General features: G+C 71.0%; 18 protein-coding genes. 5 read left to right on the top strand and 13 right to left on the bottom strand.

Translation table 11 applies throughout. The features are described 5' to 3' along the window. Window positions 1–198 precede the first annotated feature (198 nt). Together D7Y04_RS00695 and D7Y04_RS00690 are read right to left on the bottom strand one after the other, a co-directional pair. Window positions 199–2595: a serine hydrolase domain-containing protein gene (locus D7Y04_RS00695; protein ID WP_121758016.1), complete on the bottom strand. Its 2397-nt coding sequence runs from the start codon at window positions 2593–2595 to the stop codon at window positions 199–201. After that, window positions 2592–4058, bottom strand: a complete 1467-nt coding sequence (locus D7Y04_RS00690) for a GDSL-type esterase/lipase family protein (RefSeq protein ID WP_233601206.1) — start codon at window positions 4056–4058, stop codon at window positions 2592–2594. Before D7Y04_RS00690 ends, D7Y04_RS00695 begins: the two co-directional genes overlap by 4 nt. Before the next feature lie 444 nt (window positions 4059–4502). Between D7Y04_RS00690 and D7Y04_RS00685 the strand changes: the two genes are divergently transcribed. Beyond that, window positions 4503–4784, top strand: a complete 282-nt coding sequence (locus D7Y04_RS00685) for a helix-turn-helix domain-containing protein (RefSeq protein WP_233601205.1) — start codon at window positions 4503–4505, stop codon at window positions 4782–4784. Window positions 4785–4862: 78 nt separating this feature from the next. Beyond that, entirely contained in the window at window positions 4863–5228 is a 366-nt protein-coding gene (locus tag D7Y04_RS00680) for a response regulator (RefSeq protein WP_121758013.1), read from the top strand. Between the two features lie 11 nt (window positions 5229–5239). Here D7Y04_RS00680 and D7Y04_RS00675 read toward each other — a convergent pair whose 3' ends face one another. Further along, window positions 5240–5851 (bottom strand): hypothetical protein, encoded by a 612-nt coding sequence (locus D7Y04_RS00675; RefSeq protein ID WP_233601204.1) that lies wholly within the window; start codon window positions 5849–5851, stop codon window positions 5240–5242. Window positions 5852–5953: 102 nt separating this feature from the next. Beyond that, window positions 5954–7456 carry a HAMP domain-containing sensor histidine kinase gene (locus D7Y04_RS00670; RefSeq protein WP_120596952.1) on the bottom strand — a complete coding sequence of 501 codons (1503 nt, stop codon included), beginning with the start codon at window positions 7454–7456 and terminating at the stop codon, window positions 5954–5956. A gap of 284 nt (window positions 7457–7740) precedes the next feature. Between D7Y04_RS00670 and D7Y04_RS00665 the strand changes: the two genes are divergently transcribed. Beyond that, on the top strand, window positions 7741–8127 hold the full coding sequence (locus D7Y04_RS00665) for a serine/threonine protein kinase (protein WP_120578999.1): 387 nt from the start codon (window positions 7741–7743) through the stop codon (window positions 8125–8127). Here D7Y04_RS00665 and D7Y04_RS00660 read toward each other — a convergent pair. From D7Y04_RS00660 to D7Y04_RS00630, 7 genes are read right to left on the bottom strand one after another with little or no spacing between them, the layout of a single operon-like run. Continuing rightward, the gene (locus D7Y04_RS00660) at window positions 8124–9122 is read right to left on the bottom strand and encodes a hypothetical protein (RefSeq protein WP_121758012.1); all 999 of its coding nucleotides are present in this window, start codon (window positions 9120–9122) and stop codon (window positions 8124–8126) included. The two genes, D7Y04_RS00665 and D7Y04_RS00660, sit on opposite strands and share 4 nt — an antisense overlap. A 2-nt stretch (window positions 9123–9124) precedes the next feature. Then, a complete protein-coding gene (locus tag D7Y04_RS00655; protein ID WP_120596950.1) occupies window positions 9125–9520 on the bottom strand; it encodes a hypothetical protein in 396 nt (131 codons plus the stop codon). Window positions 9521–9532: 12 nt separating this feature from the next. Continuing rightward, window positions 9533–10201 carry a hypothetical protein gene (locus tag D7Y04_RS00650; RefSeq protein ID WP_121758011.1) on the bottom strand — a complete coding sequence of 223 codons (669 nt, stop codon included), beginning with the start codon at window positions 10199–10201 and terminating at the stop codon, window positions 9533–9535. Next, window positions 10198–11226: a hypothetical protein gene (locus D7Y04_RS00645; RefSeq protein WP_121758010.1), complete on the bottom strand. Its 1029-nt coding sequence runs from the start codon at window positions 11224–11226 to the stop codon at window positions 10198–10200. Before D7Y04_RS00645 ends, D7Y04_RS00650 begins: the two co-directional genes overlap by 4 nt. 60 nt (window positions 11227–11286) lie before the next feature. Beyond that, window positions 11287–12279: a hypothetical protein gene (locus D7Y04_RS00640; RefSeq protein ID WP_121758009.1), complete on the bottom strand. Its 993-nt coding sequence runs from the start codon at window positions 12277–12279 to the stop codon at window positions 11287–11289. A gap of 17 nt (window positions 12280–12296) precedes the next feature. Next, window positions 12297–13220 carry a hypothetical protein gene (locus D7Y04_RS00635; protein ID WP_121758008.1) on the bottom strand — a complete coding sequence of 308 codons (924 nt, stop codon included), beginning with the start codon at window positions 13218–13220 and terminating at the stop codon, window positions 12297–12299. A gap of 46 nt (window positions 13221–13266) precedes the next feature. Then, window positions 13267–14256: a hypothetical protein gene (locus D7Y04_RS00630; RefSeq protein ID WP_121758007.1), complete on the bottom strand. Its 990-nt coding sequence runs from the start codon at window positions 14254–14256 to the stop codon at window positions 13267–13269. Between the two features lie 276 nt (window positions 14257–14532). On the opposite strand from D7Y04_RS00630, the gene D7Y04_RS00625 reads away from it, so the two are divergent. Beyond that, a complete protein-coding gene (locus D7Y04_RS00625) occupies window positions 14533–15576 on the top strand; it encodes a pirin family protein (RefSeq protein ID WP_121758006.1) in 1044 nt (347 codons plus the stop codon). Here the strand turns inward: D7Y04_RS00625 and D7Y04_RS00620 are convergent, their stop codons facing one another. After that, the gene (locus tag D7Y04_RS00620; protein WP_233601203.1) at window positions 15577–16389 is read right to left on the bottom strand and encodes a hypothetical protein; all 813 of its coding nucleotides are present in this window, start codon (window positions 16387–16389) and stop codon (window positions 15577–15579) included. It abuts the gene before it with no gap. Between the two features lie 70 nt (window positions 16390–16459). Between D7Y04_RS00620 and D7Y04_RS00615 the strand changes: the two genes are divergently transcribed. Then, complete coding sequence (locus D7Y04_RS00615; RefSeq protein ID WP_121758005.1) at window positions 16460–17683, top strand: glycosyltransferase family 4 protein; 1224 nt, start codon at window positions 16460–16462, stop codon at window positions 17681–17683. On the opposite strand, the gene D7Y04_RS00610 is transcribed toward D7Y04_RS00615, so the two are convergent. After that, window positions 17614–18807 carry a glycosyltransferase gene (locus D7Y04_RS00610; protein WP_120597661.1) on the bottom strand — a complete coding sequence of 398 codons (1194 nt, stop codon included), beginning with the start codon at window positions 18805–18807 and terminating at the stop codon, window positions 17614–17616. The two genes, D7Y04_RS00615 and D7Y04_RS00610, sit on opposite strands and share 70 nt — an antisense overlap. Between the last annotated feature and the right edge of the window lie 25 nt (window positions 18808–18832).

Below are 18832 nucleotides of genomic sequence, written 5' to 3'. Positions count from 1 at the left end.
CAAGTTTCCGCGGTCCGGTTGGCGAGGAGGCTCCCGGGCCACTCGGGTCCAAAAGCTGTCCGACTGTCGGACAGGTTTTCGCGGTCCGCCGCCACCGGGGAGGCACCCCAGGGTTCTCACCTTCTCAGTCCGAGGGACAGCATCCAGGTCCGAGAGACTCGGGAGGCGTGCCTTCCCGGGATGCCCGGTCTGCGGGCGCTACGGCTCCGGCGATGACTCCGGATCCACCGGCACCGTGGGGGACGTGCTCCCAGCCTTGTCCTGCGATGGCGCGCTCCCCGCCGGGGCCACGACGCCCTGCGACTTCGGAGCCCGGGCCTCCTGCGCGGCCCGGACCTGACGGGCTCGCTTCGCCTGGGCCAGCGCCGCCTTCGCCGCGCCCGCGTCGCCCAGGGCACGCTCGCGCTTCGCCAGCGCCTCCCACAGCTCCGGTGCGTCCGGATGCAGCGTCACCGCCGCTCGCAACAGGCCCCTCGCCACCTTCGGTGACCGCGTGTCCAACAGCCGCTTCAGGAAGCCCGAGGGCGACAGCACCAGCGACCCCTCCGGCGTCTCGAATGCCTCACGCACGTGGGGAATCGCCTCCTGCTCCCGGTCCGCCTCCAGCAACCCCACCGCCTCCGCCAGGTGCGCGTCCATCGACTCCGGTTGCAGCTCCGTCGCGCGCTCCAACCAGCGCATCCGGTCCACCGGCTTCCGCTTCGCGCGATCCGCCAGCGTCAGCAGCTCATCCGTGTAGTCGGGCCGCACCGCGGGGGCGCGCACCGCCGCCTCCTTCAGCGACGGCCACAGCCGCTCCGGATCCTTCATCGCCTCCAGGCGCGAGCGCTTCAACGCCGGCACCTCCGCGCGCTTCCACCCCGCGACAAAGCGCGCCACGTCGCTCCGCACGGACGAACTGAAGCGCTCCGTCTCCGGACACTTCAGCGTCTCGCACGCCGTCAGGTAGTCCGCGAAGAAGCCCGCCGCACCCTGAGTCCGATACGAGCGCAGCCGCTCCGCGCCCATCGCCCGCTCCACCGTGGCCGCCATGTGCGCACCCACGCGGATGAAGAGCGACTCGGCGCGAGGCTCGTGCGCGCCGCGGATCCGCTCCATCGCGCCCCGGCCGTCCCGGGCAATCGCGCCCCGTTCGAAGAGCGAGGACACCTTCGCGAACGCCGCCGCCAGGTCCGTCTCCGGCGTCAGCGTGCCCGGCCCGCGCGTAGCCCAGTCGTGGTACGCGAGCCCGTAGCTCGCCAGCCGCCCCATGCCCTCGTAGACCACCGCGTCCACGGGGTCCGTGAAGTGACCGCCCCGGCCCGGCGCGCCCTCGTCCAGCACCGTCTCCATCAACCGGATGGACAGCCGGCGCAGCCGCTTCGCCTCGTCCTCCACGTTGGTGGCGAGCGCGATGGCCGTGTCCTCCGCCGGCAACAGCACCAGCAGCGTCGTCGTCTCCGGCTGCCCGCCCGCGTGCGCGACGATGTAGTGGCCTCGCAGCGGATAGGTCGCGAAGCCCATGCCGTAGTCGGTGATGTGCCCGTCGCGCGTCACCATCGTCGCCTGCATGCGGCCCATCGTCTCGCGCGTCACCAGCTTGTGGTCCAGCACCGCGCGAGCGAAGCCCAGCAGGTCCTCCACCGTCGCGCGCGTGCCTCCGCCACCGAAGCGGCTGGTGACGTCCAGGAAGCGCGAAGGCTTCAGCGTGGCGCCCGAGACGCGGTAGCCCACCGCCTGCTGCGCGTCGCGCGTGCTGATGTCATCCACGTCCGCGTGGCTCATGTTCGCGGGGCCGAAGACGTGGTCGCGCAGGTACTCGCGGTAGGGCTGGCCGGAGGCCGTCTCCACCGCCGCGCCCAGCAGGTTGAAGCCCCACGTCGTGTACAGGTAGCGCGTGCCCGGCTCCGACACGAGCGGCCGGTCCGCGAACAGCCCAATGGCCTCCTTCGTCGTCACCGGCTTCGTGTTGTTGCCGGCGCGCGGGCTGTCATAGGTGGGCACTCCGCCCAGGTGGCCCAACAGCTGCCGCACCGTCACCGGCCACTGCTTCACCGGGTACTCGGGCACCAGCGAGTGGATGTCCGCGTCCAGGTCCAGCTTGCCCGCCTGCGCCAGCTGCATCACGGCCACCGCCGTGAACGACTTGGTGATGGACGCCATGCGGTACGTGGTGCGCACCGTGGCCGGCAGCTTCTTCGCCACGTCGCGATAGCCGTAGCCGTTCATCCACCGCAGGCCGCCCCGCATCACGCCCACGGACAGGCCCGCGGTGGGACCCTGCTTCAGGTCCGCGCGCACCAGCGCGTCCAGCGCGCGCTGCACCTCCGGCGGGAACTCGGAGGCCTTCGCGTCCGGCTCCGGCGCGACCTTCGCACTCGACTCCGGTGGAGACGCGGGCTTCTCACCAGACGCGGACGGCGCGGCATCCTGCTTCGGCGCGGCGGCGGATGCCTGCGCCACGGACGAAGGTGTCTCGCCAGCCGAGGCAGGCGCCTGCGCCACGAGCGCGGGCTTCGCAACGGACGCGGCGGACGTCGGCTTCGCGACGGGCGCACCCGCGAACGAGGGCCCTGCCTCCAGCAACAAACACAGCGCGACGAAGAGCCGCTTCATGGCACCGCCTCCGCGGTCTGGCTGCTCGCACCGGTGTCCGATGCCTCTTCACGCGAGGTCGTGAGCGCCGGCGCCGGCACCGCGCCCTCGTTCACCCAGCCCGCGAGCAGCGCGTCCGAGACCAGCTGCCCCAGCATGTCCAGGCCATGACCGCGCGGATGCACCAGGTCCTCGTGCATGAACCCCGCCTGGTTGAACCGCGCGAGCGAACCCGCGCCGCCCATCGCCGTGTAGAGGTCGAAGAAGCCGCAGCCTTCGGCGAGCGCCACCTCGCGCTCGGCCTGGATGGCGGCCTCCAGGAACGGCCGCTGCGTCAGCGGCTTGCCCTTCGCGTGCGCGTCCTGCACCGCGTCCATGGGGCCCACCACCAGGCACGCACTGCCCGGCGCGGCGGCGCGGGTGCGGCGCAACAGCGCGGTCAGGTCCTGGCGCACGGTGGTCAGGTCCGTGCGCTTCCACTCCAGGCGCTTGGACTCATTGCCGCCCAGGAAGAAGAGCAGCAGCTTCGGGTCGCGCTGACCCAACTGCGCCTTCAGCGCGTCCTCTTCCAGCCGGCCATACAGCGTGGCATCCGCGGACGGCACGCCCAACATGTCCAGCACGATGCCGGGCGCGTCCCTCTGGAGCACCACCCCCTGCACGATGGCGCCCTTGCCCTCCGCGGTGACGTCCAGCCACTTCGCGCCCGCGGGCAGGTCGAAGGACGTGGTGCGGCTGGCCCCGTCCTCCTGGGGCTCCGTGCGCGTCAGCACCGTACCGTCCACGGACACGACGAGGCGGCCCGCGCCCTTCACGTCCTTCCACCACAGCGTCCCGCGCGGCTCGCCTTCCAGCTTGAAGCGGCCCCGAGCGCGGTTCTCGGTGGCCAGGTGGTACACGCCGGTGATGCCAAACGGGTGCGGCGGCGCCTTGAGCTCGCCCAGCGTGCGCGGCTCCCAGCCGTTGCTCACGGCGGCCGTGCGCCCTCGTCCGCCGTAGGGAGCCATGCGGTCCACCAGCAGCACGCCCCGGCCCGCGCCGCCGAAGCCCGCCGCGAACTCCTCGCGGACCACGTCCACGATGCGGTCCCCCGCGATGAGCGAATTGCCAAACGCGGCGATGACGGTGGGCGTCGTCCCCGGCGTCTGCACGAGCCCATCCAACGCGGTGAAGAACGGCGTCAGCGCGGACCGCGCGCAGCCTGCGTCATCCTTCTCCAGACAGGGGTCCTCCACCCTGCCGCCTCGAGCCTGAAGCCGCGTGGCCAGCGCATGCAGGTGTCCGGCGCGCTCGGTGGTGGGCGGCAGCGCGCGAAACGCGGAGCGCGCCACAGGCCGCGCCTTGACTGGCGCCTGCGCGGGCAGGTTCGCGGAAGCAGGCACCACCTGCGAAGAACCCGCGCCCGTCGCCGCGGACTCGGAGCCAGCGGAAGGTTGCGCCTCCACGGATGCGGGCCGCGCGGCACCGGACTCCGGCGGCGACACGGAGTCCGTCGCAGGATTCGTCGTCAGGGGGAAACGGTGAGGAGGTGTGCGGGACTCGCACCCGGGGAGCAGAGCCCCCGCCAGGACAGCGAGCAACCCCGCCCGCCGGAGCCCGCGCGAGACATCGAGAACCGTCATGTGGCCCGCGAGCGTAGACGAAAGCCTGGGGACACGCATGTTCTGGACCCCACGCTCGGCCGCCTCGCGAGCCGCCCCGGCGTGGCATCCCGGACATCTCATCCGTCCTGGACCGCACGTCCGGCCCAGGCTTCCTCGGGGAAGAACCGGTTTCCCGTACGCCCACGCGAATGCAGGGTCCGGCCGCGAACATGTTCCCTTCACATGGCGCGGCGCGCCCCCAAATTATCCGCCGCGAATATGGCGAAGAACCGGCTCACAACGTGGACGAAACTCCACCGGCGATTTGGCGAGCATGTGCGCCGCATGCGCAACAGCCGCTCGCTCACGCAGGAATCGCTCGCCGAACGCAGTGACCTGTCGGTGGATGCCATCCGCCGCATCGAGCGGGGTGCGTTCTCTCCGTCGCTCGACACGCTGGGCAAGTTGTCCGTGGGGTTGGAGGTGTCCCTCAAGACGCTCTTCCACTCCTTCGACCTGGAGCGCACCGACGGCGTGGCGGAGATCTGTGACTTCCTCGCGTGCCGCTCCGGCTCCGAGCTGAAGCTCGCCTGGCGCGTGCTCCAGGCCATGTTCGACGAGCACTGAAGCGCGGCCCCGCTACCGGTCGCACCCGGCAGATGTTCCCTGTCACTCCACGCGTGATTGCCCTATGCGTCGGGCCCCATGAGCCGCGCGCCCCCCACCCTCCTCCTCGTCGAGGACGACAGAGACCTGCGCGACGCGCTCGTGGAGATCCTCCTCGCCGAAGGGCACACCGTCGCCGCCGCGGAGAACGGTGACGAGGCCCTCGCGTGGCTGGAAGCGCACCCGTGCCCCGCGCTGGTGCTGGTGGACATGTGGACGCCGCACAAGGACAGCTGGCGGCTCCTGGACACGCTGCACCGAGTGCCCCGCTTCGCGGACCTCCCCGTCATGGCCATCAGCTCCGGCGAGGAGCGCCACCCCGCCATCCGCGAGGTGCTCTCCAAGCCCTTCGACCGCGAGGCCCTGCTCGCCGGAGTGCGCCGCTTCGTGCACCCGCTGCACTGAACGTGAGGCCTTCAGCCGCCGGTCGTCCGCTGCCCCAGCTTGCCCACCACGGCCGGGTCCAGACGGAACGAATCGAAGAAGCGGTCCGCGTCCTGGGGCGCGCGTCCCTCCGGGTGCAGCAGGAGCTGCTGGTACAGGCGCGGGCCCACCATGAAGAAGCGGCCCCGCAGGCGGCGCGGACCGGACAGTCCCCCCACCTCCTGGCCCGGGAAGCCGCCCTCCATCTCCAGCGTCTTCGCGGTGATGGCCGTCGCCCCCAGGGCCTCCAGCGCGCCCTGGCTGGCCCGGTCCACCACGTCGCGCGGGCTCACCTGCGCCACCGCCGCGAGCGGAAAGTCCGTATAGGAGACGTAGTAGGCGGTGTCCTCCTGCGTGCGCGCGGCAATGAACGTGTGCAGCGTCACCTCGCCCACGTCCGTGGGCTGCACTCGCCGCTCCTCGGTGACGGGGCCGGGGAACGTCACGCTGAAGCCACCCTCCTGGGACTGGACGACGGAGGACGGCGCCTCCCGCACGGGCTCTGCGGGGGACACGGGGGGCTCGGTCTGCGTGCGCCCCGCGCACCCTCCCAGCACCAGCAGGGCGGCGGCCAGCGGCACGGCCCGGTAGGACTGCTTCATCATCCAGACGGCTCCTGACATGGGGCCGCAAGGTACGCCCTGCCTCGCCGGAGCGCATCCCTCCGCTTCAACCGGGCCCGCTTCAGGCAACGGTTTCCCCGGCCTTCAGTGCACCGCGCCGGAGTCCTCGCCAGAGCCCTCCTTGGAGGGCGCCTCTTCGTCGGAGGGCGCGGGCAGCCTCGGCGGGCCGGCGGACACCCGGGCCAGGTGGACGCGGAACACGGAGCCCTGGCCGGGCTGGCTCTCCACCTCGATGCGGCCGCCGTGCGCCTCGATGATCCGCCGCGACACCGACAGCCCCAGTCCCACTCCTGGTGCGCGCTGCTTCGCGTTGCCCGCGCGCTGGAACGGGATGAAGAGCCCCTGGAGCTCCTCCAGCGACATGCCGATGCCCTGGTCCGCCACGGCCAGCACCACGTGGTCGCCGTCCCCGTGCACGGACACCTCCACGCGGCTGCCGGAAGGGGAATACTTGAGCGCGTTGCTCACCAGGTTGTTCAGCACCTGCTCCAACCGGGAGGGGTCCGCGCGCACCAGCACCGCGGCGTCCGGCACCACCAGCTCCAGCGTGTGTCCGGACTCGCTGGACTGGTACAGCTCCACCACGGAGCGCGCCAGCTCGCGCGTGTCGCGCACCTCCGGCTGAAGCTCCAGCTTGCCGGCTTCGATGCGAGTCGCGTCCAGCAGGTCCCCCACCATCCGGTCCAGGCGCGCCACCTGCCTTCGCACCAGCGACAGCGTGCGCTGCATCCGCTCCGGGGTGACCTCTCCGCGGTTCGTCAGCGCCGTGGACAGCTTCAGCGCGGACAGGGGGTTGCGCAGGTCGTGCGCCACGCCCGCCAGGAACGCCAGCTGCTGCTCCTGCTGGTGGGTCAGGCTGTCCGCCATCTCGTTGAAGGTGCGGGCCATGTCGCGGATCTCCAACGGGCCCTCTTCGGGCGCGCGCAGGTGCCGCCCGCCCTGGCCGAAGCCAGCCATCGCGCTGCGCAGCGCCGTCACCGGGCGCAGCGCGAAGCGCCTCAGCCAGAAGACCACCAGGCCCAGCGTCGCCAGGAGCAGCAGGCCCAGCACCAGCCCCAGCACGTCGGCCATCTCGCTCCAGCGCGCCGCGCTCTGCCGGGCCGTCTGCGCCTGGTCCACGTTGATCTCGATGAGGCGCTCCAGCGAGCGCAGCGCCGCGTCCAGCGAGACCATCGCCGACGCGTCGTGCTGGGCCGGGCTCACCCCAGGACCGAGCGGCGCATGCTGCGCGGCCAGGTAGGCGAAGACCTGCTGCTGCACCTCCGCCACCGTCTGGCGCTCCTCCTGGGTGGACGCGATGGCGTGCATCTCCAGCAGCTGGCGGCGCAGGTCGGCCTCCAGCTGGGGCGGCGAGCGCCCGCGCGACGGGTCCGCCACCATGGGAGCACCCGGCGACGTCAGCAGTCGCGAGTGGACGAGCAGGTCCACCTCCAGCTCCTCGGCCTGCCGGACGCCTTCCACGGATTCACTCAGCGTGGAAGCCATGCGCTCCAGCGCGGTCGTCAGCACCACGAGCAGGGTGGCGGACACCACGGTGAGCAGGACCAACCCACCCACCACGGTGGAAAAAAACGCGCGCAGGCTCATCGCCGCCTCCTTACGAACCGCCGGCCGGAGTCCCGCTTCGTCATGGTCGCGCATCCTCCCTCCGGGCCGCGCCAACCCAGGTGGTCGCCGACCTCTTCCCAAGGAAAGCAACAAGCGTCCGATATCGTGGATTCGCGCACGGGATGCTGGCAGGTCGCCCCCGGACAGGGCCCCCAAAAGGAGCCGGCCTCCCGAGGCCCGGCCATGTTAGTCAGCACGGACACGCGGCTCGATGCGCCCTCCCCCGGACTCCGGGCGCCCGCCCTGCTTGAAGAGGTCACCCGATGGATCTGCTCGCCCCACCGGCCCGCACCCTGAACTTCGATGCCTTCTGGCGCTGGCTCCAGGAGCACACCAACTGCATCCTGCGGTGTGGCTCCCCCGACATGACGCTGTTCGACCATGACGACTTCCACTGGATGCTGATGGAAGAGGAGCGCCAGCACGTCCTCCAGCTCATCAAGGGCAAGTCCCTGGTGGGCGAGATGGTGATGGTGGGCCGCGAGGTCTCCGAGGTCTCCGTCTCCCCGGATCCGGACGCGGATCCGCAGGCGGGCCACTTCCTGGTGGAGCTGATGGGCGGCCCCAAGGAAGACCCTCAGGTGATGTACCACTTCGTCATGGCCCACGGCATCGAGCCGGCCGCCGGCCACCAGGGCTTCAAGCACTAACGCGCGACGCGCTCGATGGCCTCCACCGCCGCGTGGACGCCGTTGAGCCAGTCCGTGGGGCGAGCGTCGTGCCACCCCGGTTGCAGGAGCAGGGACGCGACCTTCGCCTCCAGCTCCACCACGTCCCCCACCCGCTCCGCCTCCGTCAGTCGCAGGGCCTGCCGGTCATAGAGCCGGGGCCAGGCCCAGGCCACCAGCGGAGTCCCGGTGGCCCGGGCCTCCTGCACGGTGTTGTAGCCGCCCGCCCCCACCAGCACGTCCACGCCCCGCATCACCGCGAGCGCCGGCCAGACCGTCAGCCCGGACGCGTGGTCCGTGGGGACGAGCCACATCACCGCCGCCTGTCCGGCCAGCAACGCACGCAGCCGGCTCACGGTCTCCCCGGCCTCCGCCACCTCCTCCGGGCGGCCACAGCCCATCACCGCGACCACGGGCCGAGAGTCCCCGTCATCCAGGCCCAGCCGCCGCCGGGCCTCCTCGCGAGACAGCAGCGCGTCCGCGTCCAACAGCAGCCACGGCGCCGTCCGCACCGCGCGCGGGTGGTGCGCGAAGGGCGCGTCCTCACCGGGCACGACGAGCAGGTCGAACGCGTCCGCGGCGTGGGCCACGTCGAAGCCCTCCACGTAGACGGGGTTCAGGTCGCGGTGCACCAGCACGCGCGGCGCGCGCACCGTGGGCAGCAGCGCCACCAGCTCCCCGGCCAATCCCCGGGGAAACGTATCCACCACCAGCACGTCCGGCGTGGACTCCGCGAGCCACGCGCCCACCGCCGCCACGGTGGCGGCCTTGTCCAGCCGCGAGTCCACGCGGTGCACGGTGGCGCCGGGGCCCAGCCACGACTCCAGGGGCAGGCCGGGGGCGAACGGGCTGTTGGTGAGGATGTCCACCTGGTGCCCACGGGCCACGGCCACACGGGCCAGGGCCGCGGCGCGCGTCAGGTGCCCCAGACCTCCGCCGAGCGCGTAGAGGCGCCAGTGCTGATGTCGCGCGGCCATGCTCAGCTCCCGCCCATGTCCTCCTCGAAGGAGGCGTCGTCCTCGCGCCGGACGCTCTCGCCGTCGGCCTCGGTGAAGTCGTTGGGGTCGCTGCCCGAGGACGACGAGCCGGAGCCACGCCACGCGTCGCGGCCGTAGTAGCCGTAGTCCTCGTAGTAGTAGCTGGGGTCGTCGTCGCGGGAGGTGTCGGACGGGTCGCGGTTCTCGTCGCCGTTGTCGGCGGCGCGCGCGCACGCCACGCAGACCGCCTCCCCGCCGTCGATGGTGCGCATGTGCATCAGACAGATGGGCTTCTGACAGCGCATGCACTGCGTGGTCGCCCCCCGCTCACACGGGTGGGAGAAGAGGAAGCCGGAGGTCTCCAGGCACTGCTCTGCGGAAGCGAAGGAAGGGGACATGGCTTGGAAGGCTCAGGGCGACGCGGGGTTCTGGATGCGGAAGAGCAAGGCCATGCGCAGGGGCAGGTCCAGCGAGTCGAAGCCCAGGCACGCGGCGGCCTCCGGTGACACCGGCTGCTTGGTGGCGAGCACCGTCTTGCCGGACGGGTCGCGCAGGGACAGCTTGCCGTCGCGCACCTTCACGTGGATCGCCTCCGCGCCGGAAGCGCCCTTCACGGACGCGCCGCCGCCGTCGGCGGTCACGCTGTAGAGCAGCATGCCCTGGTCATCCGTGAGCACCCACCCGGAGCCCTCGCGCGTCAGCGTGTAGCGCACCGCCGAGCGCGCGGCGTCCTTCACCTGGAACGCGTCCGGGCCGCCCGTGACGTAGGCCAGCACCGCGTCGTCCGGACCGGACACCTTGAGCTCGCCGCCCTTCCACTTGTAGCGGGCGACCTCCTTGTCCGCGCCGTCGACGAGCTTCGCGCCGTCGTCCTTGGCCTTGAGCGAGAAGCGCTCGCGGTCGTCTCCGTCCTTGAACTTGAGCTTGGCACCCGCCTCATGCGGCTCGGCAGCGGAAGCGGCGCCGTTGGCGGGAATCGCCTGGGTGGGCTGCGCGCTGGAGGCGGGGGCACTTCCCTGCTGGCACGCCGACACCCCGAGTACTCCCAGGCCCACGAGAAACAGGACACGAAGCTTCACGGCGTGGACCTCATCTTCCCGGGCTGGCCCTGGGAGCTGGAGTGGTTGAGAACCTGGTGGAGGCTCGAGAGCATCATCGTCACGGTGTGCGATGCGTCCGGCTTGCGGGCGCTCGCCTTCTGGGCCTTGCCCGGGAGCAGGTCGGACGGCTCCGGGGCACGGGCTTGGGCCACCCAGCCCTCTTTCAGCAGGACCCGCAGCTCCATCCGGTCCTCGGCCACGCGCAGCTGCTGCAGCGTGGCACCGGGGGGCAGTTGCACGACGCCCCGCACGCGGCCTTCCATGGCCGAGAGCCCGGGGTGGCGCTCCGGCTTCACGCGCAGCGCCACTTGGATGAGGCTGCTCTCGGTCCGCTTGCTCTGGTGCTTCACCTTGCGCGGAGTGATCTTCGTGCGCTTGAGCATGCGTACCTGATCCACCATGGACACGTTCAGGTGCGTGCCGTCCGCGAACCGGCCCTGCAACGACAGCCATGGGTCGGCGAAGTCCTCGCGGGTCCCGTCGCCGTGCTTCCCCTGGTGGACGCTCTTGCCGAAAGCCAGGGGGGACGAGAGGTCCAGCGTCACCTCCACGGGCCCGGCATCCAGCAGGTCCAACCGGAAGCGCTGGAGCAGCGTGGCCAACAGCAGGCGGCGCTGCTCCTTGTCCGGCTCCACGGACCGCGTCGCGGGCCAGAATGACGCCCCCATTGGGGAATCAAACCCCGCCCCCAACCAGGACGCGATGACCACCATGGCTCCGCCGAGCCCCATGAAAAAAGAGAGCATGAGCAGCAGGCCGAAGAACCCGCTCCGCTGGTCCAGCGGCAGGAGCCAGAGGGCCCCGATGCACACGCCGGTGGCGAGGAGCAGTCCCTTGCCAAGACGCCTCATCCCGTCCCTCTCGCTTCTGGCGGGCGCGGGCTTCACTTCCGGGGCGCGCTTGGACTGCGGGGCCAGGGCCTGCAGGTCCTCCAGCACCTCCGCCACGGTCGCGCGCCGCTGGTAGACCCGGGTCTTCTGGAAGGCTTCGAGGTCGAGCGGCACGGGAGGGAAGCCTTGTTCAGCGGGAGCTGGCCGCGAGCGTAGGAGGCGCCCCCTGACAGGTCAAACCGCCTCCTGCCGGCGCGTGGCGCCCAGGACCTGGTAGAGGCTCAGGAGCATCATCGTCGCGGTGCGCGACGCGTCCGCCATCGCGTGACCATCGGACGGCTCCGAGGCATCGCGAGCCCGGGCCACCCAGTCCTCGTTCATCAGGACGCGCAGCTCCAGCCGGTCCTCGGACACGCGCACCCGCTTCAACCGGGCTCCGGGGGGCAGCCGCACGGCCCCCTGTAAGCGTTCTTCCATGTCCGCGAGCCCGGGGTGGCGCTCCGGCTTCACGCCCAGCGCCACGGTCATCAGGCTGGCGCCGCTGCGCTTGCGCTGGGTCTTCACCTTGAGCGGCAGCGTCTTCGTGCGCTCAAGCATCCGCACCTCATCCACCACGGTCAGCTGCAGCCGGGTGCCGTCCGCGAACCGGCCCTGCAATGACAACCACGGGTCGCTGAAGTCCTCGCGGTCCCACGTGCCGTGCTTCCCCGCGTGGACGCGCTTGCGCGGGTCCATGGGCAAGGTCAGGTCCAACGTCACGTCCACGGGCGCGTCCTGGACCAGGTCCACCTGGAAGCGCTTCAGCAGCGTGGTCAGCAACAGGCGGCGCTGCTCCTTGTACGGAGCCACGAACCGCTCCTCTGGCTCGGATGACGACATCCGGTCGGATGAATCCCGCGGAGCCGTCCAGGATGCGCCGAGCATGAGCAGGCCTCCGACAAACGACCCGAAGCACAGGAGGAGCAACAGGGAGGAAGGCCCCTCCAGCGTCCGCTCGTGTTCCGACGACAGGAGCCAGAAGGAGACAAAGCTCACCGCGGAGACGAGGAGCAGTCCCCATCCGAGCCCCGAGGTGTTCACCGTCGGGATGTCGGAGGGCTCGGGCTGCGCTTTCGAGACGCGCTGGGGCCGCGAATCCATGGCACGCAGGTCCTCCAGCACCTCCGCCACGGTCGCCCGCGCTTGATAGACCTGGGTCTTCTGGAAGGCTTCGAGGTCGAGCGGCACGGGGAGGAAGACCTTGCTCAGCGGGAGCCGCGAGCGAGCGGCTGTTTGCGACCCGGTGACGGGGCCTGCCGGTGCGTGGCGCCCAGCACCTGGTAGAGGCTCAAGAGCATCATCGTCACGACGCGCGAAGCGTCATTCGGAGGGAGGACGATGAGTTCGCTGGGAGAGGTGGGCTTCGTCCTCCGCACCACCCAGTCCCGCCCGTCCCGCCCCAGCAGGGCGCGCATCGCCACGCGGTCCTGGGTCACGTCCAGCCGCGACAGCATGACCTCCTGGGGCAACCGCACGGCCTTCTTCGCGTTCGCGGCCTGGGACGCCAGTCCGGGGAAGCGCTCCGGCTTCACGCGCAGCCCCACTTGGAGCAGCGTCTTGCCCTTGCGCTTGGTCTTGAGCTTCATCTTGCCGCTGCTGCCGCGGCCGTAGCGCTTGCGCTTCTGGAAGTGCTCCACGACGGACAGGTGCAGGTGCGTGCCGTCCGCGAAGCGGCCATGCAGGGACAGCCATGCGTCCGTGAAGTCCTCGCAGTCCCACCGTCCCCGCTTGAGCTTGCCCACGCACTTGCGCGCGTCATCCTCCGGCGCCAGGTCCAGCTTCACGTCCACCGGCGCGTTCGCGTCCAGGTCCACCTGGAACCGCTGGAGCAGCGTGGACACCAGCCCGTAGCGCCGGTTCTCCAGGTCCGTGTGCTTCGAGCGCGTCCAGAGGATGACGAGCACGATGCTCGTCGCGAAAAGCGCGGCGGACAGCAGCCACTGCGACAGGATGAGGAACGAGATGCTGAGGCACACGCAGACGAAGGAGCCGATCCCCATCAAGATCCGCCTCCGCTCCGCCCACGCGTCCAGTTCCCCCAGCGTCTTCAGGTCCGCCAGCACCTCCGCCACCGGGGCGCTGGCTTCATAGACATACGTCTTCTTGAATTCGGAGGTGTCGAGCGCCACGGTGGAGAGCCTTGTTCAGCGAAGACGAGCTGGGGAGCGTAGCAGGTCAAGCCGGCTTGCGGCGTCCGCGCGCGGCCTGCAGCTTCGCGCGCCGGCGGGTGTAGCCCAGCACCTGGTAGATGCTCAGGAGCATCATCGTCGCGGTGCGGGACGCGTCGTCCTTCTCCAGCGCACGCTTCCAGAAGGCGGGGGCCTCCGGCTCACCCGGCTCACCCGGCCGCGCCACCCATTCGTCGGACAGCCGGGCGCGCAGGGACAGCCGGCCCGCGGCGACGCGCACCCGCTCCAATTCGACCTTCCGGGGCAGGCGCGTTGCGGCGGTGGCGCGGACCTTGAGCCGCTCCAGTCCCGGGTAGCGCTCCGGCTTCACGCGCACGGACACCTCCAGCCGCGCGAAGCCCTTGCGCTTGGTCTTCGTCTTCGTCTTGCCGCTGGCGCTCGTCTTGGAGCGCTCGCGCTTCTGGAGCCGCTCCACCATGCGGATCCGCACGAAGGCGCCGTCCGCCAACCGCGTCTCCAGCGTGAACCACGGGTCGACGAAGAAGTCCGTGTTCCACCAACCCACCATGTCCTGATTCACGCGCTTGTCGAGCACGTCCGGCGGACGCAGGTCCAGCTTGAGCCGCACCGGCGCGTCCGGGGCCAGGTCCATCTCCAGACGCTGGAGCAGCACCTGGGCCAGGCCGTAGCGCCGGTTGTCCAGGTCGCGCGGCTTGAGGGCGTAACGCCACAGGAAGAGGAGGAGCCCCACGACGAGCAGCGCCACGCCCACCCCGCCCGTGACCTGGAGGAGCTGGGCGCCCGCCTCGGTGAGCTCATGCCTCTCCATGGTGCCCACCCACGAGATGTAGGTCAGGACGGCCATCCCCCCGCCCGAAATCACGGTGCACCCCCCGGACCACGCCAGCGCACGCCGCTGCCCTTCCGCGCGGGCGTCCAGATGGGCAAGGACCTCCATGTCCTCGAGCAGGTCCGGCACCGGCGCGCGGGACTGGTAACGGAAGAGTTCGTGGAAGCGGCTGACGTTGACCGCCAAGGCGGTGGACTCCCTGCGATGCCCGTCGGGCGGACCCGAGCGCCAGCGTAGGGGCCTCCGGGCCGTCCCACCAGGGGTGAACCGCCGGCCATGCAGGCAAGCCGAGCGCCGGGAAGGCGGGGACGTTAGGTAGGATGGGCGGCCCCAACGGCATGGAGCGCGAGGTGGACCGTGGATGAAGTGAGCCGGAGGGCAGCGCTGAAGCTCATCGCGGCGGCGGGTGTCACCACCGTCGCGGGGTGTTCACGCGGCTCGGGAAAGGCAGAGGAGTCGAAGATGAGTCAGCAAGCGCAGCAACCGGAAGCCGTGGTCCGCGTGGATCCGCTCGGGCCGTCCCCCACCCCGTGGCGGACGCCGGATCCGTTCCTCTTCTGCGTGCACCATGACGACCGCTACCCCCAGGGCAACGAGAAGCTGGGGCCGCAGGCGTCGCTCGCGGGCCGGGACATCGGCCAGGACTTCGCGGGGCGGGACGGCTGGAACATGTACCACGGCACTGTGGTGCCGGGCTTCCCGCAGCACCCGCACCGGGGCTTCGAGACGGTGACCATCGTGCGCAACGGGCTGCTGGACCACTCGGACTCGCTGGGCGCGGCGGCGCGCTTCGGCGGGGGCGACGTGCAGTGGCTCACCGCGGGCGGCGGCATCAACCACTCGGAGATGTTCCCGCTGCTCAAGCAGGACCAGGGCAACCACATCGAGCTGTTTCAAATCTGGCTCAACCTGCCGCGCGCCAACAAGATGGTGCCCGCGCACTTCTCCATGTTGTGGAACAACGTCATCCCGCGCCACGTGGCGAAGGACGACGCGGGCCGCGCCACGAACATCACCGTGGTGGCGGGCAACCTGGGTGACATCCAGGCGCCTCCGTCACCGCCCAAGTCCTGGGCCGCGAACGCGGACGCGGACGTGGCCATCTGGACGCTGAAGATGGAGCCGGGCGCGCGCTGGACGCTGCCGGCGGCGAAGCGTGGCACGAACCGGATGCTCTACTTCTTCCTGGGCTCGCGAATGACCGTGGGCGGCCGGGCGGTGCCGGCGCGCAACGCCATCGAGCTGCGCGCGGACGTGGACGTGGTGCTGGAGAACGGCCCGGAGACGGCGGAGCTGCTGCTGCTCCAGGGGCGGCCCATTGGCGAGCCGGTCGTGCAGTACGGCCCGTTCGTGATGAATTCGCGGCAGGAGATTCAGCAGGCCTTCGCGGACTACCAGCGCACGGGCTTCGGCGGCTGGCCCTGGCCCAGCCACGACCCGGTGCACGCGCGAGAGGAAGGCCGCTTCGCGCGGCACGCGGACGGCAACGTGGAGCGGCCGGCCTGATCAAGGCTTCTTCGCGTCGGCGCCCTCCCACTCGAAGCTCAGGGAGGGCGCCTTGGCGCTCTTGGCGTCCTTCATGAGGAAGCCCTCCTGGCGCGTGCGGGCGCGCTCCAGGGCGGGCTTCAGCGCTTCGGGGATGGGCAGCAGCACGCCCACCACGAACATGTTTCCGCGGCAGGACTCGTTGTCGTAGGCGAACGCGATGCGCACGGCGACCTTGTCGCCTTCGACGTGGTGGAAGGCGACCGAGCGCTTCACGTTGTCCAGGCCGGAGGAGTTGAAGCCCACGCAGTCCTCGCCGGGCTTCAGGATCTCCATCAGGCCCGCCACGGTCTTCGCGTCGTTGAAGGCCTTCGCGTCGTCGATGTGCTCCTTCACGAAGCTGTCGGCCTTGAGTGCCTGGAGGACGTCCTTCTCCGGGAACACGTCCAGCAGGTTGAAGGCGCCGTGCTCCTTCGTCACGTCCCAGGTGACGTAGCCGGAGTGCGCGTATGGGTGGGCACCGCCGGTGTAGCCGGAGCTGGACTCCTCGTAGCTCGCCCAGGGCCCCACGACCGACAGCACCTTGAAGGAGTGGTAGGCCTCCCAGTCGGACATGTCCCGGGTCTCCTCCGGGTCGGGTTTCAGGTCCTCCAGGAAGCCCTTCTTGCGGGACAGGAGGCCGAAGACCTCCTTGCCACCGCGCAGGGCGCGCAGGTCCTTCGAGGACATCTCGAACGTCACATCGGAGCCAGTGACCTTCCACGTGAGCGGCTGGGACTTGGGAGCGGGCGCGGCCGTGAACAGCGCCACCATCACCACGGAGCTCATGAGCATGCGCGCCATCCTGCCCGAACTCCGGACCGCCCGGTTTGCCGCCGGCCCGCCGTCGCGGTAGCACCCTTCCGTGGCCTCCTCTGGAATCGTCTACGCGTCCTTCGACCGCTTCCCCGCGCCCAAGGGCGCCGCCGTGCACATCCGCGCCTTCGTGGAGGCACTGGGCGCCGCGTTCGGCCCGGTGGACCTCGTGGCCATCGGCGATGCGCCGGGCGCTCCCCCGCCTGCCCTGGGTCCCCACATCGCCTACCACCCGCTGGGTGCCCGCGGGAAAGACCTGGTCGCCCAGGCGCTGACGTTCCGCTCGCACCTGGGTGCGTGGTGGCGGGGTCGGCCGCGCGCGAAGGTCGTCCACGTCCGCTCCATCTTCGAGGGCTACCCCATCGCCCGGCGCAAGGCCGACCTCACCGACGCGCTCGTCTACGAGGTCAACGGACTGCCCTCCATCGAGCTCAAGTACCACCACCCCGATGTCTCCGATGACATGGAGCTGATGCGCAAGCTCCTCGCGCAGGAAGAGGCCTGCCTCCAGGCCGCGGACCTCCTCGTCACGCCCAGCGCCGTCACCGCCGAGCACCTGCTCTCACGCGGCGCGGATCCGAAGCGCCTGCGCGTCATCCCCAACGGAGTGGACCTGGACGTGTTCCCCTACGCGCCCCCACGCCCCCCCGAAGCGGGCCGCCCCGTGCGCATGCTCTACAGCGGCACCATGACCGCGTGGCAGGGCGTGCACCACGCCATCGAGGCCTGCCGCATCCTGCGCCGCGACCTGCCCGTGACCCTCACCCTCGTGGGCCCTCTGCGCAAGCACGCGCGCCGCGCCCTCCTGGACCGGTGCGGAGACCTCGTGCTCCAGGGCGCCGTTGAAATCCTCGAACCCCTGCCCCAGGAAGAGCTCGCCCGGCTGCACCACGCCTGCGACATCGTGCTCGTGCCGCTGCCCGTGAACGACCGCAACTGCGTGCAGGGCTGCTGCCCCCTGAAGCTCATCGAAGCCATGGCCACCGGCACGCCCGTCGTCGTCAGCGACCTGCCCGTGGTGCGCGCGCTCGCGGAGGCCACCGAGGCCTACCGCGTCCGCCCCGGCTCGCCCAAGGCCATCGCCGAGGCCGTGAAGGACCTCATCGCCAATCCCGCCCTCGTCGCCGCCATGAGCGCCAACGCCCGAGCCCGCGTGGAGCGCGACTTCCCGTGGGGCCGCGCGCAGGAGGCGCTCGTGAACGCCTACTCGGACGACCTGGGCATCGCGCGAGTCAGCACGCGAGACAACACCGCCGCCTCCGCGTCCGCCTGAAAGCCCGCCTCGATTCGCGCGCGCGCCGCGGCCCCCAGCGCCGCGCGCTTCGCCTCGGGCATGCCCAGCACGTCCAGGCACGCCTGCCCCAGGTGGTTGAGCAGCGCCTTCTCCACGATGAAGCCATTCACCCCGGACTCCACCGCCTCCGGGATGCCGCCCGCGTCGCTGGCGATGACCGGCCGCGCGCACGCCATCGCCTCCAGCAGCGCGTTGGGCATGCCCTCCCACAGCGACGGCTGCAGATACACGTCACACAGCCGCAGGTGCTCCGCGATGAGCTCCGGGGACTCCAGCGCGCCGGAGATGATGATGCGCGCCGCGTCCTCCGGATGCTCCGCCCGGTAGGCCACCAGGTGCTCCGCGTCCCGGGCGCGCACCTCGCCAATCACCAGCAGGCACGCGGGCCGCACGCGCCGCACCTCCGTGAGCGCGGACAAGAGGAACGGCAGCCCCTTCTTGTGGCGCAGCTCCCCAGAGAAGCCGAGCACCGCCTCGCCCGGCTGGATGCCCAATCGCTCGCGCAGGGCCGCGTCCGCTGGGCCCGGTGAGAACAGCGCCGTGTCCACCGCGTTGGGGATGACCTCCACGCCCGGGTCGCGGCCCAGCAGCATCGCCATCTTCCGGCCCAGGTCCGCGGACGCGGCGGTGAGCACGTCCGCCCGCTGAATCGTCCAGAGCAGGCGGGCGAAGTCCCCCGGCGGGAACATCAGCTGATCCACGTCATTGCCCCGCGCGCTGAGGATGGACCGCAGCCCCGCGCTCTGCGCGAACACCACCGCGAGGAAGCCCGGCGGGTACAGGTAGTGCCCCCACACCAGGTCATACTTCCGCCGCGAGTGCAGGTGGCCGAGCACATCGAGCGTGTGCTGCATGGACAGGTCCGCGCTGCCGAACAACCCCAGCCGGTGCAGCGTGACGCCCTTCGCGAACGGCGACACGTCCCCCGCGTCCGGCACCGTCTCCAGTGCTCCCGGCTGCGCCGTGCGGGTCCAGGCCACCACGTCCACGCGTGCGCCCAGCCGCACGAGCGAGCCCGCGGTGCGCGCCCCGCTGCGCGCGAGCCCTCCGATGTCAGGGGGAAAGCGCTCGGCGAGGAGGAGGACGCGGGGACCGGAAGCCATGCCCTCAATCTACCCGTCCGCACGC

Source organism: Corallococcus sp. AB038B (assembly GCF_003668955.1).
Lineage (GTDB): Bacteria > Myxococcota > Myxococcia > Myxococcales > Myxococcaceae > Corallococcus > Corallococcus exiguus.
The sequence above is the reverse complement of the archived record's forward strand: the minus strand, read 5'-3'. Positions and strand labels throughout refer to the sequence as shown.

Coding starts and splice junctions, on each gene's coding strand:
- D7Y04_RS00695 (WP_121758016.1), bottom strand. CDS start 2,595: ATGAAGCGGCTCTTCGTCGCGCTGTGTTTGTTGCTGGAGGCAGGGCCC.
- D7Y04_RS00675 (WP_233601204.1), bottom strand. CDS start 5,851: ATGATGAAGCAGTCCTACCGGGCCGTGCCGCTGGCCGCCGCCCTGCTG.
- D7Y04_RS00625 (WP_121758006.1), top strand. CDS start 14,533: ATGAGTCAGCAAGCGCAGCAACCGGAAGCCGTGGTCCGCGTGGATCCG.
- D7Y04_RS00660 (WP_121758012.1), bottom strand. CDS start 9,122: ATGGCCGCGCGACATCAGCACTGGCGCCTCTACGCGCTCGGCGGAGGT.
- D7Y04_RS00665 (WP_120578999.1), top strand. CDS start 7,741: ATGGATCTGCTCGCCCCACCGGCCCGCACCCTGAACTTCGATGCCTTC.
- D7Y04_RS00680 (WP_121758013.1), top strand. CDS start 4,863: ATGAGCCGCGCGCCCCCCACCCTCCTCCTCGTCGAGGACGACAGAGAC.
- D7Y04_RS00655 (WP_120596950.1), bottom strand. CDS start 9,520: ATGTCCCCTTCCTTCGCTTCCGCAGAGCAGTGCCTGGAGACCTCCGGC.
- D7Y04_RS00620 (WP_233601203.1), bottom strand. CDS start 16,389: ATGCTCATGAGCTCCGTGGTGATGGTGGCGCTGTTCACGGCCGCGCCC.
- D7Y04_RS00610 (WP_120597661.1), bottom strand. CDS start 18,807: ATGGCTTCCGGTCCCCGCGTCCTCCTCCTCGCCGAGCGCTTTCCCCCT.
- D7Y04_RS00685 (WP_233601205.1), top strand. CDS start 4,503: ATGCGCAACAGCCGCTCGCTCACGCAGGAATCGCTCGCCGAACGCAGT.
- D7Y04_RS00670 (WP_120596952.1), bottom strand. CDS start 7,456: ATGAGCCTGCGCGCGTTTTTTTCCACCGTGGTGGGTGGGTTGGTCCTG.